The sequence below is a fragment of the Bradyrhizobium sp. HKCCYLRH2047 genome, assembly GCF_051168175.1.
GTDB lineage: Bacteria > Pseudomonadota > Alphaproteobacteria > Rhizobiales > Xanthobacteraceae > Bradyrhizobium.
Genome location: NZ_JBNPUM010000009.1, coordinates 322,248 through 346,307 on the forward strand (window position 1 = coordinate 322,248; position 24,060 = coordinate 346,307).

At 65.3% G+C, this 24,060-nt stretch carries 19 protein-coding genes and 1 pseudogene; 9 read left to right on the top strand and 11 right to left on the bottom strand.

Annotated features, from left to right (window positions below; translation table 11 throughout):
• Window positions 1–501: 501 nt before the first annotated feature.
• The 8 genes and pseudogenes from ACQR1D_RS22860 to ACQR1D_RS22895 all read right to left on the bottom strand — a co-directional run bounded on the left by ACQR1D_RS22860 (window position 502) and on the right by ACQR1D_RS22895 (window position 9,716).
• Window positions 502–1,149, bottom strand: a complete 648-nt coding sequence (locus ACQR1D_RS22860) for a nitroreductase (protein ID WP_316182878.1) — start codon at window positions 1,147–1,149, stop codon at window positions 502–504.
• A gap of 184 nt (window positions 1,150–1,333) precedes the next feature.
• Window positions 1,334–2,581 (bottom strand): acyl-CoA dehydrogenase, encoded by a 1,248-nt coding sequence (locus tag ACQR1D_RS22865; RefSeq protein ID WP_316182864.1) that lies wholly within the window; start codon window positions 2,579–2,581, stop codon window positions 1,334–1,336.
• 122 nt (window positions 2,582–2,703) lie between these two features.
• Entirely contained in the window at window positions 2,704–3,948 is a 1,245-nt protein-coding gene (locus ACQR1D_RS22870; protein WP_316182863.1) for an acyl-CoA dehydrogenase, read from the bottom strand.
• 122 nt (window positions 3,949–4,070) lie between these two features.
• Window positions 4,071–5,198: an acyl-CoA dehydrogenase family protein gene (locus ACQR1D_RS22875; RefSeq protein ID WP_434838545.1), complete on the bottom strand. Its 1,128-nt coding sequence runs from the start codon at window positions 5,196–5,198 to the stop codon at window positions 4,071–4,073.
• A gap of 135 nt (window positions 5,199–5,333) precedes the next feature.
• Window positions 5,334–7,202, bottom strand: coding sequence for an AMP-binding protein (locus ACQR1D_RS22880; RefSeq protein ID WP_434838544.1), 1,869 nt, complete (start codon window positions 7,200–7,202; stop codon window positions 5,334–5,336).
• A gap of 41 nt (window positions 7,203–7,243) precedes the next feature.
• Window positions 7,244–8,051 (bottom strand): annotated as a pseudogene (locus ACQR1D_RS22885) (enoyl-CoA hydratase/isomerase family protein).
• Window positions 8,052–8,207: 156 nt separating this feature from the next.
• Complete coding sequence (locus ACQR1D_RS22890) at window positions 8,208–8,966, bottom strand: SDR family NAD(P)-dependent oxidoreductase (RefSeq protein WP_434838543.1); 759 nt, start codon at window positions 8,964–8,966, stop codon at window positions 8,208–8,210.
• Window positions 8,967–9,056: 90 nt separating this feature from the next.
• Window positions 9,057–9,716 (bottom strand): TetR family transcriptional regulator, encoded by a 660-nt coding sequence (locus ACQR1D_RS22895; RefSeq protein WP_315805195.1) that lies wholly within the window; start codon window positions 9,714–9,716, stop codon window positions 9,057–9,059.
• Between the two features lie 138 nt (window positions 9,717–9,854).
• On the opposite strand from ACQR1D_RS22895, the gene ACQR1D_RS22900 reads away from it, so the two are divergent.
• The 4 genes from ACQR1D_RS22900 to ACQR1D_RS22915 all read left to right on the top strand — a co-directional run bounded on the left by ACQR1D_RS22900 (window position 9,855) and on the right by ACQR1D_RS22915 (window position 14,520).
• Window positions 9,855–11,027 (top strand): acetyl-CoA C-acetyltransferase, encoded by a 1,173-nt coding sequence (locus ACQR1D_RS22900; RefSeq protein ID WP_315805196.1) that lies wholly within the window; start codon window positions 9,855–9,857, stop codon window positions 11,025–11,027.
• A 171-nt stretch (window positions 11,028–11,198) separates the two neighbouring features.
• A complete protein-coding gene (locus tag ACQR1D_RS22905; RefSeq protein ID WP_434838542.1) occupies window positions 11,199–12,737 on the top strand; it encodes an acyl-CoA synthetase in 1,539 nt (512 codons plus the stop codon).
• 230 nt (window positions 12,738–12,967) lie between these two features.
• Entirely contained in the window at window positions 12,968–14,038 is a 1,071-nt protein-coding gene (locus ACQR1D_RS22910; RefSeq protein WP_315805270.1) for an alpha/beta fold hydrolase, read from the top strand.
• Between the two features lie 95 nt (window positions 14,039–14,133).
• The gene (locus tag ACQR1D_RS22915) at window positions 14,134–14,520 is read left to right on the top strand and encodes a hypothetical protein (RefSeq protein WP_315805198.1); all 387 of its coding nucleotides are present in this window, start codon (window positions 14,134–14,136) and stop codon (window positions 14,518–14,520) included.
• Between the two features lie 73 nt (window positions 14,521–14,593).
• Here the strand turns inward: ACQR1D_RS22915 and ACQR1D_RS22920 are convergent, their stop codons facing one another.
• Window positions 14,594–15,316 carry a hypothetical protein gene (locus ACQR1D_RS22920; RefSeq protein ID WP_315805199.1) on the bottom strand — a complete coding sequence of 241 codons (723 nt, stop codon included), beginning with the start codon at window positions 15,314–15,316 and terminating at the stop codon, window positions 14,594–14,596.
• Window positions 15,317–15,517: 201 nt separating this feature from the next.
• Here ACQR1D_RS22920 and mbfA point away from each other — a divergent pair, with 201 nt between their 5' ends.
• The 3 genes from mbfA to ACQR1D_RS22935 all read left to right on the top strand — a co-directional run bounded on the left by mbfA (window position 15,518) and on the right by ACQR1D_RS22935 (window position 18,649).
• Window positions 15,518–16,489: an iron exporter MbfA gene (gene mbfA, locus ACQR1D_RS22925; RefSeq protein WP_315805200.1), complete on the top strand. Its 972-nt coding sequence runs from the start codon at window positions 15,518–15,520 to the stop codon at window positions 16,487–16,489.
• Window positions 16,490–16,566: 77 nt separating this feature from the next.
• Window positions 16,567–17,097, top strand: a complete 531-nt coding sequence (locus ACQR1D_RS22930) for a cytochrome b (RefSeq protein WP_315805201.1) — start codon at window positions 16,567–16,569, stop codon at window positions 17,095–17,097.
• A gap of 82 nt (window positions 17,098–17,179) precedes the next feature.
• Window positions 17,180–18,649: an amidase gene (locus tag ACQR1D_RS22935; protein ID WP_434838540.1), complete on the top strand. Its 1,470-nt coding sequence runs from the start codon at window positions 17,180–17,182 to the stop codon at window positions 18,647–18,649.
• Window positions 18,650–18,832: 183 nt separating this feature from the next.
• On the opposite strand, the gene ACQR1D_RS22940 is transcribed toward ACQR1D_RS22935, so the two are convergent.
• Window positions 18,833–19,921 carry a Zn-dependent alcohol dehydrogenase gene (locus ACQR1D_RS22940; RefSeq protein WP_434838539.1) on the bottom strand — a complete coding sequence of 363 codons (1,089 nt, stop codon included), beginning with the start codon at window positions 19,919–19,921 and terminating at the stop codon, window positions 18,833–18,835.
• 220 nt (window positions 19,922–20,141) lie between these two features.
• Window positions 20,142–21,926 (bottom strand): acyl-CoA dehydrogenase family protein, encoded by a 1,785-nt coding sequence (locus ACQR1D_RS22945; protein ID WP_434838538.1) that lies wholly within the window; start codon window positions 21,924–21,926, stop codon window positions 20,142–20,144.
• A 110-nt stretch (window positions 21,927–22,036) separates the two neighbouring features.
• On the opposite strand from ACQR1D_RS22945, the gene ACQR1D_RS22950 reads away from it, so the two are divergent.
• The gene (locus ACQR1D_RS22950) at window positions 22,037–23,056 is read left to right on the top strand and encodes a glutathione S-transferase family protein (protein ID WP_434838537.1); all 1,020 of its coding nucleotides are present in this window, start codon (window positions 22,037–22,039) and stop codon (window positions 23,054–23,056) included.
• 95 nt (window positions 23,057–23,151) lie between these two features.
• Complete coding sequence (locus tag ACQR1D_RS22955; RefSeq protein ID WP_315805206.1) at window positions 23,152–23,853, top strand: SDR family NAD(P)-dependent oxidoreductase; 702 nt, start codon at window positions 23,152–23,154, stop codon at window positions 23,851–23,853.
• The last annotated feature ends 207 nt before the right edge of the window (window positions 23,854–24,060 follow it).

Here is a 24,060-nt window from a genome sequence, read left to right on the forward strand (position 1 = left end):
AGGTTTCGAGCCGTGACTGAACCTTCAATCGAGAAGATCATCGAGCGTCTGCAATTTTGCATCGTTGACGCTCGGGCGATGCAACTCAAAATGTTAGAGAGAATTTTGTCAATATCATTGCTTGAAGCCCACGAGCTGAAGGAAAAGTGCGCGCCCAATTCGACAAACAGCAGCCATTAGCGCTCCTGCACCGACTCTCGCAACACGTCTGGTCCCCGTAGCAACGCGTCTCGGTTGGCGCATCACAGACACAAACTGTTGATTTCAGGGCGGCTTTCGATGTGAAGGTCGGACAGGAGAGCGCGCGCATCGTTGCCGAAACGCGCTTGCCGAACTCGGACGACACCTCGGCAAAATCATGGCGCCGCCGCCCGAGCTGCTCCTTGTTCAGCAAACTCGGTTTACAAAAATGGACTCGCGGGTCGTCTCGCCCCCTCCGGAGTCCCGGATAACGGAACTCCACCGGCAAACAATACGCGCGCGCGACCCACGGACGGGACGTTATTTGTCGTGAAAGCGGACGGTCTCCGCGACCGTGGCGCGGCGGGTGCGGTAGGAGTTGGCCTTGTCACCGAGATCGGGATGCCCGAACGAGATGCCGCAGACCACCTTGCGGTCGCCGCCGAGCCCGAAGTGCTGCCGCACCACGTCGGAATGAAACGCGAGCGCCGCCTGCGGCACGGTGGCGATGCCGAGCGCCTGCGCCGCCAGCATGAAGCTCGTGACGTAGCCGCCGCAATCGATCGCGCCATAGGTGCCGAGCGCCTCGTCGCTGTGGATGATCGCCACATGCGGCGCGCCGAAGAAATTGTAGTTCTCCAGCGCCTGCCGGGCATAGCCCGCCTTGTCGCCGCGCGGGATGTCGAGCGCGTTGTAGAGCTGGAAACCGCTCTCGCGCCGCCGTTCGAGATAGACACCGGTGTATTCGCGCGGGAAAGGAAAGTCGCCTGACGCCGCCTTGCCGCTGGAGGCCGCCGCATACATCACCTTCCGGAACGCCTCGGTCGCCACACCGGAGGTGATATCGACACGCCACGGCTGGCTGTTGCACCACGACGCGGTTTTCTGCGCCGCCTCCAGGATGCGCTCGATGGTGGCGCGCGGCACGGGCTCGGGCAGGAACCTGCGACAGGAGAAGCGCGCGGCCATCAGCTCTTCGAGAACGGTGATGGGAGTGGCCTGTGCGGCTGCGGCGTCAGCTTTCATTTATGGTTCTCACTACAACGGAGAAACGTCCCTTCATGATGAGGCGCGCAGCGCCGTCTCGAACCATGAGGCCCGGATATCGGCCTCATCCTTCAAGACGCTGCTGCGCAGCTCCTCAGCATGAGGGTTAGCTACGTCCCTTGGTCGGCACCTTGTTGAACGGCACGTCCTTGTCGACCCGGATGTCACCGGGCAGGCCGAGCACGCGCTCGGCGATGATGTTGCGCAGGATCTCGTCGGTGCCGCCGGCGATGCGCATCGAGGGCGAGGTCAGCAGCATCTGCTGAAACTGGCCCTGCGTCACCGCCTCGTCCGCGCCGGTCAGCACGCCGGCGCCGCCTTCGAGATCCATCGCGTAGGTCGCGATATCCTGCAGCATGACGCCGGCGACCAGCTTGCCGATGGAATTCTCAGGTCCCGGCCGCTCGCCCTTGGACAGCGCCGAGATGGCGCGATAGCTCGTGTACTTCAATCCGCTCGCCTTGACCGCCCAGGAGGCGAGCTTCGAACGCGTGGCGCGGTCATCGATCGCCAAACCATTCTCGGTCATCAGGTTGGCGCAGAACTCGAACATCTCCGGGAAGCCCGTGGCGAGCCGCGCGCCGATCGACATGCGCTCGTTCATCAAGGTGGTGAGCGACACGTTCCAGCCGTCGCCGACCGCGCCGAGCCGCTGGCTGTCGGGGATCACCACGTCGGTGAAATAGACCTCGTTGAACTCCTGCATTCCATTGGCCTGCTTGATCGGACGGACCTCGACGCCCGGGCTCTTCATGTCCAGGAAGAACATCGTCAGGCCCTTGTGCTTGGGCACGTTGGGATCGGTGCGCGTGATCAGCAGGCCGTAATCCGAGTAGTGCGCGCCCGAGGTCCATATCTTCTGCCCGTTGATGACCCAGTCATCGCCACGCTTCTCGGCGCGGGTGCGCAGGCCGGCGACGTCGGAGCCGCCCGCCGGCTCGGAGAACAGCTGGCACCAGATCTCCTCGCCCGAGGCGAGCTTGGGCAGATAGCGCCGCTTATGCTCCTCGCTGCCATAGGCCATCACGGTCGGGCCGCACATGCCCTCGCCGATCTGGAACGGCTGCGTCAGCTTGCCATAGACGCCCTCCTCCTGCTGCCAGATCACGCGCTCGATCGGCGTCGCGCCGCGGCCGCCATACGCTTTCGGCCAGTGCAGGCAGGCCCAGCCGGCATCGGACTTCTTCTTCTGCCAGGCCTTGCCGACCTCGACGATATCGGCGTGCTTGAGCCTGATGCGCCCGAGCGAGGAACTCGCGAGTTCGCCCTCCAGCTCCTTCGGCGCGTTGGCCGCGATCCAGGCGCGCGCGGTGTCGCGAAAGGCGGCTTCTTCAGGGGTGTCGTCGAAGTTCATGATCTAACCTCGCTTCGTATGCGGAGGGCGGGTTGGCCGAAGGCGTAACCCGCCGCTTTGATCAGCATTGCACGAGCCAAGGGCGGGTTACGCTGCGCTAACCCGCCCTACGACTCCGCTTGCTAGGCACGTCCCTTGGTCGGCACCTGGTTGAACGGCACGTCCTTGTCGACACGGATGTCGCCGGGCAGGCCGAGCACGCGCTCGGCGATGATGTTGCGCATGATCTCGTCGGTGCCGCCTTCGACACGGGTGCCGGGCGCGCGCAGCAGCATCGCCTGGAATTTGCCCGCAAGCTCGGCCTCGGGACCGCTGAGCACGCCGGCCGCACCCTGCAGGTCGAGCGCGTAGGCTGCGACGTCCTGGATCATCGGTCCGGCGACCAGCTTACCGATCGAGTTCTCAGGTCCCGGCCGCTCGCCCTTCGACAGCGCCGAGATGGCGCGCATGCTGGTGTATTTCAGCCCGCTCGCCTTCACCGCCCAGCTCGCGAGCTTGGAGCGCACGTTGCGGTCCTCGATCGCGGGACGATCGTCCAGCATCAGGTTGGAGCAGAAGTCGAACAGCTCCGGGAAGCCGGTGGCGACGCCGGCGCCGATCGACATGCGCTCGTTCATCAAGGTGGTGAGCGCGACGTTCCAGCCGTCATCGACGGCGCCGAGCCGCTGCGAGTCCGGAATCACGACGTCGGTGAAATAGACCTCGTTGAAATCCGAGTGCCCGCTCGCCTGCTTGATCGGCCGGACCTCGACACCAGGGCTCTTCATGTCCAGGAAGAACATCGTCAGGCCCTTGTGCTTCGGCACGGTCGGATCGGTGCGCGTCAGCAGGATGCCGTAGTCGGAATAATGCGCCCCCGAGGTCCAGATCTTCTGGCCGTTGATCACCCAATCGTCGCCGCGCTTTTCGGCGCGGGTACGCAGGCCGGCGACGTCGGAGCCGCCGGCCGGCTCGGAGAACAGCTGGCACCAGACCTTTTCGCCGGAGGCGAGCGGCGGCAGATACTGCCGCTTATGCTCCTCCGACGCGTAGGCCATCATGGTCGGCCCGCACATGCCGTGGCCGATGATGAACAGGCCGGAGAGCTTGCCGTAGGGCCCCTCCTCCTGCTGCCAGATCACGCGCTCGATCGGCGAGGCGCCGCGGCCGCCGTAGTCCTTCGGCCAATGCAGGCAGGCCCAGCCGGCATCCGCCTTCTTCTTCTGCCACGCCTTGGCAACCTCGAGAATGTTGGCGTTCTTCAGCGCGACGCGGCCGAGCGAGGTCGCGCGCAGCTCGTCTTCATACTGCTTCGGCGCGTTGGCGGCGATCCAGGCCCGCGCCTGGCTGCGAAACGCGGCCTCATGCGGAGTGTCATCGAAGTTCATCGGCAAGCCTCTCATCTCGTAGGGTGAGCAAAGGCGCAACGCGCCGTGCCCACCGATTCAAACCCGCGCCACCGACGGTGGGCACGCTTCGCTTTGCCCACCCTACGGATTCCCATCGTGCGTCACGCCGCATTGCGCTTGCGCATGCGGTCGATCAGCTGGTCCTCCCAATAGGACAGGCTGCCGAGACCGAGCGCGAGCGCGTTGGCGCGGCGGTAGTACATGTGGCAGTCGAACTCCCAGGTGAAGCCCATGCCGCCATGGACCTGGATGTTGTTCTTGGCGCAGTGCTGGAACGCCTGCGTCGCGCTGATGCGCGCCGAGGCCGCGGCTTCAGGCAGCTCCGGGGCGTTGGTCGAGAGCGCCCACGCGCCGTAGTAGGAATTCGAGCGCGCCAGGGTCGCAGACACATACATGTCGGCCAGCATGTGCTTGACCGCCTGGAACGAGCCGATCGGACGGCCGAAGGCGATGCGATCGAGCGCGTAGTCGCGGCCCATCTCCAGCGCGCGGTCGGAGCCGCCGACCTGCTCGAACGCCGTCAGCACCGCGGCGCGGTCGAGCACGTGGGTGATGATGCTCCAGCCCTCGCCGGCGGCGCCGAGCGGCTCCGCCTTGCAGTTCTTGAAGGTGAGCTCGGCCTGGCCGCGCGTCGGATCGAGATTGGTCAGCGCCTTGGCTTCGACGCCGCCCGCCTTGGTGTCGACCAGGAACAGCGAGATGTCGCTGTCGCGGCCGGTCGAGCCGGTACGCGTGGCAACGATGACGAGATCGGCGATGGCGCCGTCGGCGACGGGCTTCTTGGTGCCGTTGAGCACGCCATTGGCAGCCTCGAGCCTGATCGCCTTCGGCGACGGATTGCCGGTGCCCTCGAACAGCGCCAAGGTGCCGATCGTCTCGCCGTTCGCGATCTTCGGCAGCCAGGCCTGCTTCTGCGCATCGCTGCCGGCCAGCATCAGCGCCTCCGCGGCAAGATACACGGTCGATGAGAACGGCACCGGCGCCAGCGCGCGGCCGACCTCCTCGGCGATCACACAAAGCTCGAGATGGCCGGCGCCCGCACCGCCATACTCCTCCGGAATGGCGACGCCGAGGAAGCCCATCTCGGCAAAGCCTTTCCACAACGCGCGGTCATACGGCTCCTTGCCGTCGAGCACCACGCGCACCGCCTTGGGCGGGCACTTCTCGGCGAGGAATTTCCGCGCCTGGTCCCGCAACTGCTTCTGGTCGTCGGAGAAATCGAAGTTCATGGCCTCACCTGCTTCCTGATCGTCATTCCGGGGCGATGCGCAGCATCGAACCCGGAATCTCGATCTGATTCATCTCTGGATTCCGGGTTCACTCGCTTCGCGAGTGCCCCGGAATGACGGTTCTAAAATTCCGCATCACAGCACGATCACGTCGCTGTCGGGCTTGGCCGCATAAAGCCGCTCGACCAGCGCGGCGCGGCGCTCGAGGCCGGCGCGCTGGTTGATGTAGCCCTTGTCGGTCAGCTCGTGCCCGTCGATCGACGGCGGCTCGACCATCAGCATCACGCGGCCGATGCGCCGGCTGCTCGCGCCTTCGCAGTCCTTGTTGTGCGCCTGAAGGCCGCGGCGGACGCAGTCGATGACCCCGGGATGCTTCACCACATCCTCGAACGTCGCATTGGGATCGCCGACCAACTGGCGGCAGGCGTGCAGGTTCGGCCACGCCAGGAGACCGACATATTCGCGGTCCTGCCCGGTCACCAGTGCATCGTGGATCGCCGGCGTTGCGGCTGCGATCGCATCGGTGCGCAGCGAGCCGACATGGACGAAGGTGCCGGTCGTGAGCTTGAAATCCTCGACGACGCGGCCGGCGAAGATGATGCCTTGCGCCGGATCATTGGGATCGACGAATACGCCGGCATCGCCGATGCAGTAGAAGCCCTCCTCGTCGAACGCCTTCCTCGTCAGCTCGGGCTGACCGAAATAGCCGGGCATCACGTTGATGCCGCGCAGGCGCAGCTCGTATTTGTCGCCGACCGGGACCATCTTCAGCTCGACGCCGGGGAACGGCAGGCCGATCAGGCCGACGCGCTCGGTGTTCCAATAGGTGCCCGTCGAGGTCGGCGCGGTCTCGGTCGAGCCCCAGCCGGTGTAGAACACGATGCGCTCGCCGGTAGTCTTGACCGCCAGCGCCTGCATGCGCTCGTAGAGATCGTCCGGCAGCCGCGCGCCGCCATAGGCCATGATGCCCAGATCCTTGAAGAACGAGCGGCACAGCGCGTCGTCCTTTTCCATCGCCGCGGCGAGCGCCGCGTAGCCGGCGGGAACGTTGGCGTAGTAGGTCGGCGACACCTCGCGCAGATTCTTGATCGTCTCCTCGAACATGCCGGGCATCGGCCGTCCGTCGTCGATGTAGAGCGTGCCGCCCTCGATCAACAGCGGATTGAACAGCGCATTGCCGCCCATGGTGTGATTCCACGGCATCCAGTCGAGCACCGTGGAGATCGGCGCCTCCGGTCCACGCGGCCGCGTCTGCATCATCATCGCCGCATTGGCGCACATCATGCGCTGGGTGTTGATGACCGCCTTGGGCATGCCGGTCGAGCCGGAGGTGAACAGCAGCTTGCCGACCGTGTCCGGTGTGATCTGCGCAATCGACGCGTCGACCGCGCCGGTGACCGGCGTCGCGGCGAGATCAGCGAAGCTGATGCTCGCAACGTCCTCGCACGGACGCGCGACATGAACGACGGTGACGCCGTCGAGATCGAGCGCCTTCAGCGCCTTCTCGAAGGTCGGGCCGTCCTGCACCATGACCACGCCCGGCTTCACCAGTCCGAACAGGTATTTCAGCTTGAGGTGATCGTGACTCATCAACGAGTAGGCTGGAGACACTGGCGCCGCCGGCGACCGTGCCTGCATGGCCGCGAACGTCATCAGCGCATGCTCGATCGAATTGCCGGAGAGGATCGCGACGGGCCGGCCGTCCAGCCTCAAATTGAGCAGGCCCTGCGTCAGCCCATCGACCGTGCGCTTGGCCTCGGCATAGGACAGCTTGCGCCATTGCCGCTCGGCCCCGCTGCGTTGCGCGAGCCAGGTCCGCGTCGGCGCCTCCTTGGCCCAGCGGGCGAGCGGCGCCGCCAGATGCGGCTCATAGGCCTGCAGCGGAATGCGCGACTTGATGACGATGACGCCGTCACCGCGCCGCTCGATATCGATGTCGCGCGCCAGCCAGTTGACCTTGCGGAATGCCGGCTTCTCCAACACCTTCGCTGCCGTCCCGTCCATTTTGCGTCTCCCGAAATATCGTCCTTTGCGGATCTTGATATCTAGCGGTTGGTATAGACCGGCTTTCGCTTCTCGAGGAAGGCTGTAATGCCTTCCTTGAAATCCTCCGAGCGGCTGCACAGCACCTGGTTGCGATCTTCCATCGCGATGACGGCTTCGATCGACGACGCATCGACGCTCATGTTGAGGCATTCCTTCGACAGTCGAAGTCCGACCGGCGAGGCCGTCATCATCGCGTCGACGAACGGCGCGGCCGCGTTCTCGAGCATATCGTCCTCGACGATCTCCGACACCAGGCCGACCATGAGCGCGCGCTCGGCGCCGATGAAGCGGCCGGTGAGAATCAGCTCCGATGCGACGGAGACGCCGACGAGGCGCGGCAGGAAGTAGCTGGTGCCGATGTCGCAGCCCCCCCAGGCCGAGCTTGATGAAGGCACAGTTCATCCGCGCCGAGCGCGCGGCGATGCGGATGTCGGCCGCGAGCGCCAGCGCGAAGCCGCCGCCGGCGGCCGCGCCCTGTACTAGCGCGATGATCGGCTGCGGGCAGCGCCGCATCAGCATCACGATGTCGGCGATGCGCCGCTGCGAATCCAAAGACTCAGTCACGCTTGGCGGCTCATTGGCGCCGCCGCGCCGCTGCATCGCGGCCTTCAGATCCAGCCCGGCGCAGAAATTCTTGCCGGCGCCCCTGAGCACGACGACCCGCGTGGTGCGATTGCGCTGCAGGCTTTCGAAATAGGAATTAAGCGCGTCGATCAAGGCCGGGTCGAGCGCATTCAGGCTCTCCGGACGATTGAGCGTCACCCGGTCGACACCATTGTCGTGTTCGATCAGCAGCGGTTGGGACATGGCGCGCGCTCCAGCCTCAGTGTCATCCCGGCGAACGCCGGAATCCATAGCCACCGGCCTGATTGGTTAGAGCGCGGCGTCTGCCAGAGTGCCTCTCACAGACGCCGCGGAGTATGGGTCCCGGCTCAAGGCCGGGACGACAGCGGAGAATGCCGCCTAGCGCGGGGCCATGCGGATGGCGCCGTCGAGGCGGATGGTCTCGCCGTTCAGCATCGGGTTCTCGACGATGTGGACGGCGAGGTTGCCGTACTCGGAGGCGTCGCCGAGCCGGGCCGGATGCGGCACCTGGGCGCCCAGGCTCTTGCGGGCCTCTTCGTTCAGGCCCATCAGCAGCGGTGTCAGGAACAGGCCGGGCGCGATGGTGTTGACGCGGATCTTCTGGCTGGCGAGATCGCGCGCGGCAGGCAGGGTCAGGCCGACGACACCACCCTTCGACGCCGAATAGGCGATCTGGCCGATCTGGCCTTCATAGGCCGCGACGCTCGCAGTGTTGATGGCGACGCCGCGCTCCTCGCCGATCGGCTCGGCGGTGACGAGGCGCTCGGCGAACAAGCGCAGCACGTTGAAGGTGCCGATCAGGTTGACGCTGATGATGCGCGCGAACTTGGCGAGCGGATAGACGCCGTCCTTGCCAACGATGCGCTGCGAGCCGCCGATGCCGGCGCAGTTGACCAGCACGCGCGCGATGCCGTGGGCGGCTTCGGCCTTGGCGATGCCGGCCTTGACCTGCTCCTCGTCGGTGACGTCGGCATGAATGGCGACGCCGTTGAGCTCGGCCGCCACCTTCTCCGCGTTCTCCTTGCTCTGGTCGAGCACGGCGATCTTCGCGCCCTTGGCGGCCATGGCGCGCGCCGTGGCGGCGCCGAGGCCCGAGCCACCGCCGGTGATCAGAACGGCAACGTTGTTGAGTTGCATGGTGCGTTTCCTCCGTTTGTTTGTTGTTGGCGAATGGCGAGTAGGGAGTAGCGAACAGGGAAGGTAGGGCATCCCCCTATTCGCTACTCCCTATTCGCCATTCGCGCGTTTCAATATGCCGCCGCAGATCAGCGCCTCCATATGGGCGATGTACTGGCGGCAGACGTCATCGGTGACGGGGCCGACGCCGATCGCGCGCGACATGGCGTGGCGGCCGAAGAACAAATGATCGCAGGCGCCGATCAGGCTGGTGTAGAACAGCACCGGGTCGACGGCGCGGAAGTCGCCCTCGGCGACGCCCTGCTCGATCAGCCTGTGATGGAAATCGAGCAGCGGGGCCACGAAGAACTTCGACACCTCGTCGGCCGCTTCGGCGCTGCTCTCGTGCAGCAGATAATGGATCAGCCGGTTCATGTAGGGAAACCGGTGATAGGCGCGGATGATGCCGCTGATGTGCAGCTTCAGCTTGGCCGTCGGCGGCAGCGGCTGCGCCAGCAGATATTCGAGATTGGCGACCTCGGTCGCGGCGTCACGGGCGAGCAGCGCCAGCAGCAGGCCGTCCTTGTTGCCGAAATGGTATTTGACCAGCGCAGCGTTTGCCCCGGACTTCTGCGCGATGTCGCTGAGCGAGATCTCGATCGAGGACCTCGCGATCATCAGCTCGCTGGCGGCGTCCAGCAGCTTCTCTGCTGTCGCATTCCGCCCCGCGGGAAGTTTCTCCGGCACGCTGTTCTGAAGCTGGGGTCCCAAGACATGTCTCGCGCTTGATCGAGGCAGATAAGCCGAAGCCGGAGTTGATCTCAAGAGTTAATTGATCGATTGACTAAGGCTCAATCGCGCATTTAAATCGCAGCCAATCACGAACACCAAGTCTAGGGAGGACACGTCATGGCGGAAGCCTACATCGTCGCGGCTGCACGCACGGCCGGCGGCCGCAAGGGAGGCCGCCTGGCCGGCTGGCATCCGGCCGACCTCGCTGCGAAGGTGCTGGACGCGCTGGTCGAGCGCTCCGGCGCCGCGCCGGACCAGGTCGAGGACGTGATCATGGGCTGCGTGATGCAGACCGGCGAGCAGTCGAACAACATCGCGCGCAATGCGGTGATGGCCTCGAAGCTGCCGGAGAGCGTGCCTGGCACTTCGATCGACCGGCAGTGCGGCTCGTCGCAGCAGGCGCTGCATTTCGCCGCGCAGGCAGTGATGTCGGGCGCGATGGATGTCGTGATCGCCGCCGGCGTGGAGTCGATGACCCGGGTGCCGATGGGTCTCTCCTCCACACTTCCGGCGAAGAACGGCTTCGGACACTACAAGAGCCCTGGCATCGAGAGCCGCTATCCGAACATCCAGTTCAGCCAGTTCACCGGCGCGGAAATGATGGCGGAGAAGTACGGTCTCTCCAAGGATGAGCTCGACGAATACGCCTATAACAGCCATCAGCGCGCGATTGCCGCCACGCAGGCAGGCCACTTCAAGGACGAGATCATCCCGCTCGAGATCGTCAGGGCCGACGGCTCGACCGACACCCATCACATCGACGAAGGCATCCGCTTCGATGTCACCCTCGACGGCATCAAGGGCGTCAAGCTGATCGCCGAGAACGGCAAGCTCAGCGCGGCGACCGCGAGCCAGATCTGCGACGGCGCCTCGGGCGTGATGGTCGTCAACGAGCGCGGCCTGAAGTCGCTCGGCGTCAAGCCAATCGCCCGTGTCCACCACATGACGATGATGGGCGGCGATCCCGTGATCATGCTGGAGGCGCCGCTGCCGGCCACGCAGCGCGCGCTGCAGAAGGCCGGCATGTCGATCGACGACATCGACCTCTACGAGGTCAACGAGGCATTCGCTTCCGTGCCGACCGCGTGGCTGAAGACCACTGGCGCCGATCCCAGCCGGCTCAACGTCAATGGCGGCGCGATCGCGCTCGGCCATCCGCTCGGCGGCTCCGGCACCAAGCTGATGACCACGCTGCTGCATGCGCTGAAGCAGCGCAACAAGCGCTACGGCCTGCAGACCATGTGCGAAGGCGGCGGCATGGCGAATGTGACGATCGTCGAGCGGCTGTAAGTCGCGCCCCAATAACGGCGTCGTCCCGGCGAACGCCGGGACCCATAGCCACCGAATTGAATGTCGGGCGAGCTGGAGCCACAGCTCGCTCTCACCACAGGCCCCTGTGGTTATGGGTCCCGGCTCAAGGCCGGGACGACACCTTTTCCTTTTATTCGCGGTGTGCCCGTCATGACCCACCCCTCCATTCACGCCCAGAGCCATCCGGACAAGATCGCCTATCAGATGGCCGGCACCGGCAAGGCCATCACCTACCGCGAGCTTGACGAGCTCTCCAACCAGGGCGCTCATCTATTTCGTGCGCTGGGGCTCAAGGCCGGCGATCACGTCGCCTTCCTGATGGAGAACCGGCTCGCCTTCATGGAGATCGCCTGGGCCGCGCAGCGCTCCGGCTTGTACTACACCGCGATCAGCCGCTATCTCACCAAGGACGAGATCGCCTACATCATCAGGGATTGCGGCGCCAAGGTCTTCATCACCTCGCCGAAATGCGCCGAGCAGGTGCGCGATCTCGCGACGGAGAAGGATGGTCCGCTGTTCTTCATGGTCGACGAGCCCGAGCCGGGCTTCCGCTCCTGGGACAAGGAGGCCGGCGCCCAGCCCAAGACGCCGATCCCCGACCAGGTCGCCGGTTACGACATGCTGTATTCGTCGGGCACGACCGGGCGTCCCAAGGGCATCAAGAAGGATTTCGAAGGCAATCCGATCGATCAGCCCAACCAGTTCCTGCGCGTGCTCTGCGCCGACATGTGCGGCATGAATGCCGAGAGCATCTACCTGTCGCCGGCGCCGCTCTATCATGCAGCTCCCCTGCGCTTCAACATGATGGTCTCGGTGCTCGGCGGCACCTCCATCATCATGGAGCATTTCGACGCCGAGGAGTTCCTGAGGCTCGTCGAGAAGTACAAGATCACGCAGTCGCAGCTGGTGCCGACGATGTTCGTGCGCATGCTGAAGCTGCCGGAGGACGTCCGCAAGAGCTATGACGTCTCCACGCTCAAGGGCGCCATCCATGCTGCGGCCCCCTGCCCGGTCGACGTCAAGGCCAGGATGATCGAGTGGTGGGGCCCGATCCTGATCGAGTATTATGCCGGCTCTGAGGGCAACGGCGTCACAGTCTGCACCTCGAAGCAGTGGCTGGAGCATCGCGGCAGCGTCGGGCGTGCCGTGGTCGGCAAGATCAAGATCCTCGGCGAAGATGATCAGGAGATGCCGACCGGCGAGATCGGCACGGTGTATTTCGCCGACGCGCCGGTGTTCTCCTATCACAACGATCCGGAGAAGACGAAGCGCGCCTACAACGACAAGGGCTGGTCGACGCTCGGCGACGTCGGCTATCTCGATGCCGACGGCTTTCTCTATCTGACCGACCGCAAGTCCTACATGATCATCTCCGGCGGCGTGAACATCTACCCGCAGGAGACCGAGGACGTCCTCATCACGCATCCCGACGTCGCCGATGTCGCCGTGTTCGGCGTGCCGAACGAGGAGATGGGAGAGGAGGTCAAGGCGGTGGTGCAGCCCCACGACATGGCGCGCGCCGGCAAGGAGCTCGAGCAGCAATTGATGCTGTTCTGCCGCCAGCATCTGTCACCGATCAAATGCCCGCGCTCGATCGACTTCGAGCCGGAGCTGCCGCGCACACCGACCGGCAAGCTGGTCAAGCGGCATCTGCGCGAGCGCTATTGGCCGAAGAAGGGCGCGGCTTAGCCCCACCAACGGTGTCGTCCCGGCCTTGAGCCGGGACCCATAGTCACCGTCTTGAGTTTTGCGAAAGCTGGAGCTGCCAGTCAGCCTCACCACATTGTCCTGTGGTTATGGATCCCGGCGTTCGCCGGGACGACGCGAGGAGAGTACACGCCGTGTCTCAGTCTCTTCCCCCGCTCCCCCTTCCGCCCACCATCCGCTCGCGCTTCGTCGACGGCATCAACGGCCTGCGCATGCATGTGCTGGAAGCCGGGTTCGAGACGCCCGGCCGTCCCTGCGTGCTGCTGCTGCACGGCTTTCCCGAGCTCGCCTATAGCTGGCGCAAGGTGATGCCGGCGCTGGCGGCGGCCGGCTATCACGTGCTGGCGCCGGACCAGCGCGGCTATGGCCGCACCACGGGTTGGAGCGCGGACTATGACGGTGATCTCGCGCCGTTTCGATTCACCAATCTGGTCCGTGATGCGCTCGGCGTGGTCTATGCCTTCGGCCATCGCCATGTCGCTTCCGTCATCGGCCACGACTTCGGCAGCCCCGTCGCGGCGTGGTGCGCTGTGATCCGCCCCGATGTCTTCCGGTCGGTCGTGATGATGAGCGCACCGTTTCCCGGGCCACCCGCAGCGCCGTTCGACATCGCCAGCCAGCCCCTCGCGCCGCAATCGGATCCGGTGCATCGCGAACTGGCGGCGCTGCCGCGGCCGCGCAAGCACTATCAATGGTACTACGCGACGCGGCAGGCCAGTACGGACATGCATCGCGCGCCGCAGGGGCTACATGATTTCCTGCGCGCCTATTATCATCACAAGAGTGCGGACTGGGCAGGCAACGTCCCTTACCCCCTGCAGGCCTGGGACGCGACCGAGCTCGCCAAGCTGCCGACCTACTACGTAATGGACCTCGGCAAGACGATGGCCGAGACCGCCGCCGAGGAGATGCCTGACGCGGCGGCGATCGCGGCCAATCGCTGGCTGCCTGACAGCGAGCTCGCGGTCTATACCGCCGAATATGAACGGACCGGCTTCCAGGGCGCGCTGCAATGGTATCGCTGCGGCACGTCAGGCCTGTTCGAAGCGGAATTGCAGACGTGGTCGGATCGCACCATCGACGTTCCGTCTGCATTCATCTCCGGCCTGCAAGACTGGGGCATCTACCAACGGCCCGGCGTGTTCGAATCGATGCAATCCCGAGTGTGCACCAACATGATGCTGTGCGAGCTGATCGATCGCGCCGGTCATTGGGTGCAGCAGGAGCAACATGAACGAGTCCATGAGCTCCTGTTAACGTTCCTGAACAGATCGACAGCCTGATTTCGGACGCCGTTCCGACGTATTAGGCGAATCGAGGAACGAACATTCGGGGTTGACGTTTCCGCATCCGGGCAATGCGCATCAGGAGATGATTTATGGATAAGAAGATCGCAGGCTTGTTGGGCGCCGTCGCCGCTGTCGGCGCGCTCGGCACGGTGCAGGCGTCGGCGGCTCCGGCCCCGACCGATGTCCTGAAGGCCAATTCCTACGCCGACCTGCTCGAGCCGATCCCCGATGCCGCCAGGGTGCTGCAGGCGCTCGACGAGCAGGGACCGCCGGCGGCCGAGCCGAAGGTGGAGCTCGCGCAGTGGTACCATCACCACCATCATCATCACCATCACCACCATGGTTACTGGCGCGGCTATGGCTACGGCCCCGGCTATGGGTACGGCTACGGCCCCCGGGTCTATGTGGTGCCGCGCCGGTACTACCATCACCACCACCATCATCACCATCACCACTGGTACTACGATCGCTATTGATCGTTGAGAGGTGACAGCTCGGGGGGCGCCGACCGTGAGGTCGGCGCTCTTTCGTTTGAGGACGACGGAAGGGTCAGGCCTTGCGCGCCTTGTCCTTTGCCGCGCGATGCAGATGGCGATAAGTGCCGTCGAACACGGTGTCGGTGCTCGACACCCATTCGGTCTCCTTGGCGAGCACGGGCCGGCTGGCGTGGATGCGGCGTGACTGCAGCTCGCGCTCGGCTGCCTCGTCCGGGCTCATCGGCTCCACCGTGAAGTTCGCCTCCTCCGGAATCACGATCACCTGCGCGAACGGCTCGCCCGGACGGAAGATATGCGTCCGCCCTTCCGCAGGCGCCTTGAAGACGCAGAAGAACAGCATGGGCCAGAAATTGCGCACCAGCGCCGGCACCGCGATCGGGCAGGTATCGCTGCGATCGGTGTAAAAGCGCGGATGCGGCTCGGTCCGGATCGCGAAGCCCTTGGGCACCTTGAGATCGAGCAGGATCTGGTAGGTGTAGAAGGCATCGCCGAAATTGCGGAATGGCGGCCATTGCAGGCTCGGGCTCGGCGGCTCGCCCCAGTCGCCGGACAGCTCCAGCTTGCCGTCGCGCGTGGTGACCTGCAGCTCGAAGTCGTAGGGATAAAATAGCTCGATGCCATATTGCGCACCTTCCGAGAATGGTACGCAATGCCAGACCTGCTCATGCGAGCCATTCGCGCGTGGCTGGCGTTCGCCTGCCCAGCCCGGGATATCCATCCGGGTGCGGCGCGGCGCCAACCCTGGATCGTTGAGCCGGTATTTGACGCTGTCCATTGGAACTCCTTAGGTGGCTGAGCGGAACGCGAACGACGGACTATCCTCGCAGTTCCATGACTGGAGCTTGAATGCGGGGTCACGAAAGCGTTCGCGACCAATCGGCGGCCGGAGTTTGACCGCGGTGCGGCAAATCCATATAGACTTTAGAAACGTTCTAAACAGCCGAATGTTGAGAGCGAGAGATCCGGGGACCTTGGAATGAAGAACTTCGCCGACCTCACCGAGCGCGAGATCCTGGCAATCGCGATCTCGGCCGAAGAGGAAGACGGCCGCATCTATATGAGCTTCGCGGAGGATCTGGCGGAACGTTATCCGGATTCGGCCAAGCTGTTCGAGCAGATGGCCGAGGAGGAGAAGGGCCACCGCCACATGCTGCTCGAGCTCTATGAGGAGCGCTTCGGCAAGAACCTGCCGCCGATCCGGCGCGAGAACGTCAAAGGCTTCCTGCAGCGCCGGCCGATCTGGCTGACCAAGAACCTGTCGCTCGACGCCATCCGCCGCGAGGTCGGCACGATGGAGTTCGAGGCCGAGCGCTTCTACGCCAAGGCCGCCGAGCAGGCCAAGGATGTCGGCGTGCGCCGGCTGCTCGGCGATCTCGCCGAGGCCGAGAAGGGCCACGAGAAGGTTGCGGCGAAACTGACCGACAAGATCCTCAGTCCGGACGTCCGGCACAAGGAGGATGAGACGCGGCGGCGCGTGTTCGTGCTGCAATATGTCCAGCCCGGTCTCGCCGGCCTGATGGACGGCTCGGTGTCGACCTTGGCGCCGCTGTTCGCCGCCGCCTTCGCCACGCATCAGAACTTCCAGACCTTCCTGGTCGGTCTGGCCGCCTCGATCGGCGCCGGCATCAGCATGGGCTTTGCCGAGGCGCTGTCCGACGACGGCTCACTGACGGGACGCGGCTCGCCGTGGCTGCGCGGCGCCGTCTGCGGCGCGATGACGACGCTCGGCGGACTGGGGCACACGATGCCCTATCTCGTCCCGGACTCCTGGACCAACGCGTTCTGGATCGCGACCGCGATCGCGAGCCTCGTGGTGTTCTTCGAGCTGTGGGCGATCGCCTATATCCGCGCGCGCTACATGGACACGCCGTTCCTGCAGGCGGTGTTCCAGATCGTGCTCGGCGGCATCATCGTGCTCGGCGTCGGAATTCTCATAGGAGCGGCCTAGCCTCCGCACCCCGGCGTCTTGCAAAACGTCCAGCCGCGAGGCTGATGGCGCCGGACCGATCACAACGGAAAATCGTCATGACGCCACGCTTGCATTACGGCACGCCCGCGAAGATCCTGCACTGGCTGGTGGTGGCGCTGCTCGCCATCCAGTATCCGATCGGCTGGCTGATGCCGGACCTGCATGCCAACACGCCCCCCGGCGCGCCGATGATCCTGCACATTTCGTTCGGCCTCACCATTCTGGCATTGATCGCCGTGCGCTTCGTCTGGCGGCTCACCCATCCGGTCGCGCCGGAGAGTTCGCTGCCGCCCTGGCAGCGGCTGAGCTCGGAGGTCGTGCACTGGATGCTCTATGTGATGGTGATGGCGAGCACCATCACCGGCTGGCTGTTCGCCTCCTTCCGCGGCTGGAGCGTGTCGTTCTTCTACCTGCTTCCGTTGCCGATGCTGGCGGCGCGCAACCCGGCCGGTAACCGCGCCATCGACGGGCTGCACCAGGCATCCGAATGGCTGCTGCTGATCCTGATCGTCGCTCACGTCGCCGCCGCAATCGCGCACGTCTTCATCTATCGCGACCGCGTCATGCAGCGGATGCTGCCGGGCTAGAGGATAGTCCGCAATTTTGGTCAAGTGATCGCCATCCGCATCGGTTAGACTCCCGGCAAACATCGCACCGGGAGGATCGACATTGGCCGCACCGCAATGGACGTTCGCAACCGCCGTCGACACGGCGAAGGCATTGGCAGACCGTCAGATCTCGTCGGTGGAGCTGACCAGGCTCGCCATCGATCGCATCGAACGTCATGACTCCGAGATCAACGCCGTCTGCGTGCGCGATTTCGAGCGCGCGCTCGCTGCCGCTGACGTCGCCGACGCGGCGCTGGCGCGCGGCGAACGGCGGCCTTTGCTCGGCCTTCCGCTCACGGTGAAGGAATCCTACAACGTCGCCGGCCTGCCGACGACCTGGGGTTTTCCGCAGCACAGGGATTTCATCGCGGCCGAGGATGCGCTGACGGTGACGCGCGTGAAGGATGCCGGCGGCATCGTGCTCGGCAAGACCAACGTGCCGCTCGGGCTCGGCGACTGGCAGAGCTACAACGACATCTACGGCATCACCAACAATCCCTACGATCTCGACCGCACGCCAGGCGGTTCGTCAGGCGGATCGGCCGCGGCCCTGGCCGCCGGCTACGGCTCGCTGTCGCTCGGCTCCGATATCGGCGGCTCGCTGCGGGTCCCCGCGTTTCACTGCGGCGTCACCGCGCACAAGCCGAGCTACGGCCTGGTGGCCTCGCGCGGCCACACGCCGCCGCCATTTCAGCCGCTGCCCGGCGAGGCCGACCTCGCCGTCGTCGGCCCGATGGCCCGCTCGGCCGCCGATCTGTCGCTGCTGCTCGATGTGATCGCAGGCCCCGACCCGCTCGAGGCCGGCAAGGCGTATCGCCTCGACCTGCCGCCGGCGCGTCACGGTCGCCTGCAGGATTTCCGCGTGCTGGTGGTCGCGAGCGATCCGCTGCTGCCGACCGACAGCGCCGTGCGCGGCGCGATCGAGCGGCTGACGGCCGACCTGGCACGGGCCGGCGTCAACGTCGCGACAGAGAGCCCGCTGCTGCCGGACTTCGCCGCATCGAGCCGGCTCTACATGCGCCTGCTGCTCGGCTTCATCGGCGCCACCATGCCGGCGGAGGTCCACGCCGGCGCCAGCCAGGCGGCCGCGCAATTGCCGAAGGAGGCGGCGAGCCTCGCGGCCGAGCGACTGCGCGGCATCGCGCTCAGCCATCGCGACTGGGTTCAGGCCGGCGGGGCGCGGGCGCGGCTGCGCGCGCAATGGCGAACGCTGTTCGAGCAGTTCGACGCCGTGATCTGCCCGATCATGCCGACTCCGGCCTATCCGCACGATCATTCGCCCGACCAGGAGCAGCGCCGCATCAGCATCGACGGCGTCGAGCATTGCTACGCCGATCAGCTCGCTTGGCCGGGCATCGCCACCTTGCCCGGACTGCCGGCGACCGCGATCCCGCTCGGCCTCGCCAACGGCTTGCCGGTGGGCGTGCAGATCGTCGGCCCATTCCTCGAAGACCGCACGCCGCTCAAGCTCGCCGACCTGATCGAGCGCGAGTTCGGCGGCTTCGTTCCGCCGCCGCGGTTCGCGAATTAGTTGGCGCTTCGGCTTCTTCAACAGCGCCTCACCAAATGCCGCCATCGGCCTCCATCGTCATGACCGGGCTTGACCCGGCCATCCATCTCCCAGAGAGGCTGGATGCCCGGGTCAAGCCCGGGCATGACGGGTAACGAATAGGCAGATCCGCCGGACCACCTGCCTCACACCCGACCCCTCACCTCATGCGTCGAACATGATCACGCTGCGCAAGGTCTTGCCGGCCTTCATGTTGGCAAAGCCCTCGTTGATCTCCGACAGCTTCAGCTTGGCGGAGATCCAGTCCTCCAGGTGCAGCTTGCCGCGCAAGTAGAACTCGACGAGTCGGGGCATGTCGACGCGGAAATGGTTGGAGCCCATCGACGAGCCCTGGATGCGGCGCTCGCGCAGGAAGTCGAAGCCGTGCAGCTCGATCTTCTGGCCGAACGGGATCATGCCGACGATGGTGGCGGTGCCGCCCGGCGCCAGCATCGCGAACGCCTGCTCCGCAGTTTCCTTGCGGCCCAGCACCTCGAAGGCGTGATGCACGCCCCCCTTGGTGAGCTCGCGCACCTGGGCCACGGCGTCACCCTCAGTGGGATTGATGATGTCGGTCGCGCCCAGTTTCGTCGCGAGCTGCAGCTTGGCCGGATTGGTGTCGATGGCGATGATGCGACCGGCACCCGCGATCTCGGCGCCGTTGATCGCAGCCATGCCGACGCCGCCGCAGCCGATCACGGCCACCGTCTCGCCGGCCTGCACCCGCGCCGTGTTGACGACGGCGCCATAGCCGGTGATGACGCCGCAGCCGATCAGCGCGGCGAGCTCGAGCGGCATATCGTTGCGGATCTTCACGATCGCATTCTCGTGCACCAGCATCTGTTCGGCAAAGGACGACAGGTTGAGGAACTGATGCAGCTTCTCAGCTCTCGCCCATGACAGCCGGTTGGAGGCGCCTGGCGGCATCTTCACCGTGGTGTCGGTGCACAGCACCGGACGGCCCGTCGTGCAGTTGTCGCAGGTGCCGCAGAACACCGAGAGGCAGGTGACGACGTGATCGCCCGGCTTCACATAGGTGACATCGGCGCCGACCTGCTCGACGATCCCAGCGGATTCATGGCCCAGCACCGCGGGCAGCGGATGCGGATACAGGCCCTCGATGAAATGCAGATCGGAATGGCAGAGCCCCGCCACCGCCGTGCGGATCAGCACTTCCCGCGGCCCCGGCTTGGGCACGCTGACGTCCTCGATGACGAGCGGCTTGTTGACCTCCATCAGCACGGCGGCTTTCATTGGCGTTCTCCCTGTTTCGTTTATTGTGAGTTGTTATCCGGCTATTTCGACGTAGCCGCTGCGCTCCCTCTCCCCGTTCTTCACGGGGAGAGGGTTGGGGTGAGGGGCAGCCGCACGGGTGGTGCAAATGATTAGACCTGTACCCCCAGCCTGTTCGCTCATCACTCGCACAAAGCAGAAGCCATGAGCTCGCGATCCATCTTCGTGACATTCCACAAGACTACGCCGCCGAAATCAGTTCGCCAACCTCGTCCATACCTGCGACGCGATCGCCGAGCAGCAACGTCGCCATCGCGTCGTCCGTCTCGTTTTCCGCGAGCCGGAACGGATCGGACGGCGTCAGACGATGATCGACGACGAGCTTCGCCAATAGCAACCGCCGTGCGTCGCCGCGCATCGCGTGGATGCGCGCGCTTTCCCAGGTCGTCGAGACGGCGCTCGCCACGTGATACAGCAGGCTGGTGGCGCGGCGCGCTTCCGACTCCTTGTCGGCGCGTCCCGCGACCTCGCGCGCAAAGCCCACGGCACGATCCACGAGTCGATGCAGCTGATCGCGCCAGGCCTGCGGCACGGCGGCGCTGTCGTCGAGCCGCGCATGCAGGTCGGCTGCCAGCGCGGCCTCCGCACCGTGCCGGCCCACGGCGCGCTTCAGCGCATCGAGCGCGACGATGTTGCCGGTGCCCTCCCAGATCGAGCCGAGATGGGCATCGCGCAGCAGCCGCGCGGTGACGAACTCCTCGACATAGCCGATCCCGCCGCGCATCTCCAACGCATCGCCGCAGACCTTGCGCGCGTCGCGCGTGGCACGGAATTTCAATGTCGGCGTCAGAATGCGCAGCATCGCCGCGGCATCCTGGCTGCCGGCCTCGGCACGGTCGAGCGCGTCGGCGGTAAGGAAGCTCAGCGACAGCGCCTGCTCGGTCGCGAGCAGGATCTTCAGCAGTTGTCGCCGCCCGAGCGGCAGGTCGACGACGCGTTTTCCGAACACCACGCGGTTGCGCGCGACCGTGATCGCGTCGTGCCAGGCCCGCCGCATCAGCGCCGTCGACTTGACGCCGTTGGAGAGACGCGACGAGTTGACCATCTCGGCCATCTGCACGAAGCCGCGATCGAGCCTCCCGACCGCATAGGCGACGGCACCCTCCAGCTTGATCTCGCCCGAGGCCATCGAGCGCGTTCCGAGCTTGTCCTTCAGGCGCACGATCCGATAGTGGTTCTGACTGCCGTCATCGAGGAAGCGCGGCATCAGGAACAGGCCGACGCCGCGCGTTCCCGCTTCGGCACCTTGCGGCCGCGCCAACAGCATCACCACTTTCGCATCGGCATTGGAGCAGAACCATTTCTCGCCATGCAGGCGCCAATGGTCGCCCTCCGGGACTGCGACCGTCGTCAACGTGCCGACATCGGAGCCGCCTTCCTTCTCGGTCATGAACTGGCCACCCTGGGTCAGCTTCCTCATGTCGGTCTGGGTCAGGCCATCGAGGTACTTGGCCTTGAGCCCGTCGCTGCCGAAGCTCGCCAGCAGCTTGGCGCAGCCGTCGGTGACGTTGATCGGACAGCCCAGACCGAACTCCGCCTGGTTGAACAGGAAGGTGAAGGCGTGCTTGGCCGTGACCGGATACTTGGTCGGCCAGCCGAGAATGCCCTTGCGGATCGACATCGCGTGGATGCCGAACTCGCCAAAGGCGGCGCGCTCGAGCTCGCGATAGGCCGGATGGTACTCGACCCACTGCACGTCGCGGCCGAAGCGGTCGCGCTGGTGCAGCACAGGGCCATGGCGGTCAGCCAGGCGGGCGCATTCGTCGAGATAGGAGCCGGCGAGCTCGCCGAGGCGGTCGAGATGCGGCACGAGGTGCCGAAACAGCGCCTCGGGCAGATGGATGCGCAAGAGATCGGCGAGCGCGGGGTCGGCGCGATAGAAGTTCAGCCCGGTGGTATCGGGCGCCAGCAGCTCCGGCCTCGCGCCGCCGGTCATCACGTCATCGCGCTTCAGGAACTGATGCATGATCGTTAAGCCCTCGTTCGTTTCCGCAAGTCTCTGATGGACTCTTCGACAGGTTGCGCCTGATCGGATACACAACAGGCAGCGGCGTGCGCCGAACCGGGAGCAGATCCATGACCAATCAGCCGACGGAGGTTTATCGCATCTTCGGGGCGGAGATGTCGCCCTATTCGGTCAAGGTGCGATCGTATCTGCGTTACAAGGGCATTCCGCATCACTGGATATTGCGCAACGCGGAAAGCGAGACCGAGTTCGCGCGGCACGCCAAGATGCCGATCATTCCGCTGGTGGTCGCTCCCGACGAGGTGCCGATGCAGGATTCGACGCCGATCATCGATGCGCTCGAGCTCGACTTTCCGCAGCCGACGATTCATCCAGGCGACGCGCTGACGAGCTTCATCTCGGCCCTGATCGAGGAGTTCGGCGACGAGTGGGGCAACAAGTGGATGTTCCACTATCGCTGGGCCCGCGATCTCGACCAGCGCGCCTCAGCCGGGCGCATCGCCCGCATCCGCGCCCCCAAGGCGGACGAGATCGAGGTCGGCGAACTGGCCGAGAAGATCCGCGCGCGCATGGTCGAGCGGCTGTGGTACGTCGGCTCGAACGAGATCAACGCGCCGCAGATCGAGCAGGGGTTTGCCGAAATGCTCGACCTGCTCGAACGGCATCTCTCGGTCAGGCCGTATCTGTTCGGCCGGCGTCCGGCCTATGGCGATTTCGGACTGTGGGCCCAGTTCTACGAGCTGTGGACCGATCCGACCGCAGGCGCTTTGATCGAGGGCCGCGCGCCGCACGTGCTGGCCTGGATCCACCGCATGCTGTGGCCGCGCGCCGAAGGCGAGTTCGAGCTGTGGCCGGAACTGTCGCTGACCCTGATGCCGATCCTGACCCGCCAGGTCGGCGCGCTGTTCATGCCGTGGACGCTCGCCAATGAACAGGCGCTGGCCGAGAAACGCGATGCCTTTCGCGTCCAGTTCGGCGACTTCACGTGGATGCAGAAGCCGCAGAAATATCACGCGCGCTCGCTGGCGATGCTCCGCGGCAAATATGCCTTCCTGCACGATCGCAGCCGGCTCGATGTCGTGCTGGAGGAGATCGGCTGCCTCGCCGGATTGCAGCCGCGTCCCACCTGAGGACGCGCAGCAAAAATGTGGGGACGAGCCGTAGGAAGTCGGCCGCCGGTGCACTAGCTTGATGTCTGCGGACGCTCTGGCTCAAGGACATGCCCATGGACATCCCTGCCTACAAGATCGCCCTCATCGTCGGTGCCGGCGAAGGGCTCTCGGCCTCGCTGGCGCGGCTGTTCGCGCGCGAGAAGATCCGCGTGGCGCTGGCCGCCCGCAAGATCGAGAAGCTCGGAGCGCTCTGCAACGAAACCGGCGCCCGCGCCTACCCTTGCGATGCGACCAATCCGGAGGAGGTCGAGCGGCTGTTCGGCATCGTCGAGCGCGAGATCGGCGCGCCCGATCTCGTGGTCTACAATGCCAGCGCGCGGGCGCGCGGAGCGCTCACCGATCTCGTGCCGGCCGACGTGCAGCAGTCGATTGCCATCAGCGCCTTCGGCGGCTTCCTGGTGGCGCAGCAGGCGGCACAGCGCATGCTGCCGAACAAGCACGGCGCCATCCTGTTCACCGGCGCCTCCGCCAGCGTGAAGGGCTACGCCCAGTCGGCGCCGTTCGCGATGGGCAAGTTCGCGCTGCGCGGCCTAGCCCAGAGCATGGCGCGCGAATTGTCGCCGCAGGGCATCCACGTCGCGCATTTCGTCATCGACGGCGCGATCAGGAGCGCGGAACGCCAGGAGCCGGCGGAGCGACCGAATTCGATGCTCGATCCGGATGCCATCGCCGCGAGTTATTGGAGCGTGCTGCAGCAGCCGCGCAGCGCCTGGAGCTGGGAGATGGAGCTGCGGCCATGGGTCGAGACGTTTTGAGAGCTGATGTCGCTCGGAGCTGTAGCTGTTTCGAGCACCGCTCTCTCACCTCGTCATTGCGAGCGAAGCGAAGCAATCCAGGGCCGAGCAAGGACTCTGGATTGCTTCGCTTCGCTCGCAATGACGTGGATAGGTCGGCGCCTCACAACGACTGTCATCGCCCGGCTGGATCGAGCGATTTAGCAATCGCAACTGATAGCCGATGAC

Excerpts from the sequence above, each read along its gene's own strand:
- ACQR1D_RS22890 (WP_434838543.1), bottom strand. The coding sequence starts at position 8,966 with ATGCAACTCAACAACGTTGCCGTTCTGATCACCGGCGGTGGCTCGGGC.
- ACQR1D_RS22955 (WP_315805206.1), top strand. The coding sequence starts at position 23,152 with ATGGACATCCCTGCCTACAAGATCGCCCTCATCGTCGGTGCCGGCGAA.
- mbfA (WP_315805200.1), top strand. The coding sequence starts at position 15,518 with ATGAAGAACTTCGCCGACCTCACCGAGCGCGAGATCCTGGCAATCGCG.
- ACQR1D_RS22865 (WP_316182864.1), bottom strand. The coding sequence starts at position 2,581 with ATGAACTTCGACGACACCCCTGAAGAAGCCGCCTTTCGCGACACCGCG.
- ACQR1D_RS22860 (WP_316182878.1), bottom strand. The coding sequence starts at position 1,149 with ATGGCCGCGCGCTTCTCCTGTCGCAGGTTCCTGCCCGAGCCCGTGCCG.
- ACQR1D_RS22875 (WP_434838545.1), bottom strand. The coding sequence starts at position 5,198 with ATGAACTTCGATTTCTCCGACGACCAGAAGCAGTTGCGGGACCAGGCG.
- ACQR1D_RS22950 (WP_434838537.1), top strand. The coding sequence starts at position 22,037 with ATGACCAATCAGCCGACGGAGGTTTATCGCATCTTCGGGGCGGAGATG.
- ACQR1D_RS22905 (WP_434838542.1), top strand. The coding sequence starts at position 11,199 with ATGACCCACCCCTCCATTCACGCCCAGAGCCATCCGGACAAGATCGCC.
- ACQR1D_RS22910 (WP_315805270.1), top strand. The coding sequence starts at position 12,968 with ATGCATGTGCTGGAAGCCGGGTTCGAGACGCCCGGCCGTCCCTGCGTG.
- ACQR1D_RS22900 (WP_315805196.1), top strand. The coding sequence starts at position 9,855 with ATGGCGGAAGCCTACATCGTCGCGGCTGCACGCACGGCCGGCGGCCGC.
- ACQR1D_RS22945 (WP_434838538.1), bottom strand. The coding sequence starts at position 21,926 with ATGCATCAGTTCCTGAAGCGCGATGACGTGATGACCGGCGGCGCGAGG.
- ACQR1D_RS22940 (WP_434838539.1), bottom strand. The coding sequence starts at position 19,921 with ATGAAAGCCGCCGTGCTGATGGAGGTCAACAAGCCGCTCGTCATCGAG.
- ACQR1D_RS22930 (WP_315805201.1), top strand. The coding sequence starts at position 16,567 with ATGACGCCACGCTTGCATTACGGCACGCCCGCGAAGATCCTGCACTGG.
- ACQR1D_RS22920 (WP_315805199.1), bottom strand. The coding sequence starts at position 15,316 with ATGGACAGCGTCAAATACCGGCTCAACGATCCAGGGTTGGCGCCGCGC.
- ACQR1D_RS22880 (WP_434838544.1), bottom strand. The coding sequence starts at position 7,202 with ATGGACGGGACGGCAGCGAAGGTGTTGGAGAAGCCGGCATTCCGCAAG.
- ACQR1D_RS22915 (WP_315805198.1), top strand. The coding sequence starts at position 14,134 with ATGGATAAGAAGATCGCAGGCTTGTTGGGCGCCGTCGCCGCTGTCGGC.
- ACQR1D_RS22870 (WP_316182863.1), bottom strand. The coding sequence starts at position 3,948 with ATGAACTTCGATGACACTCCGCATGAGGCCGCGTTTCGCAGCCAGGCG.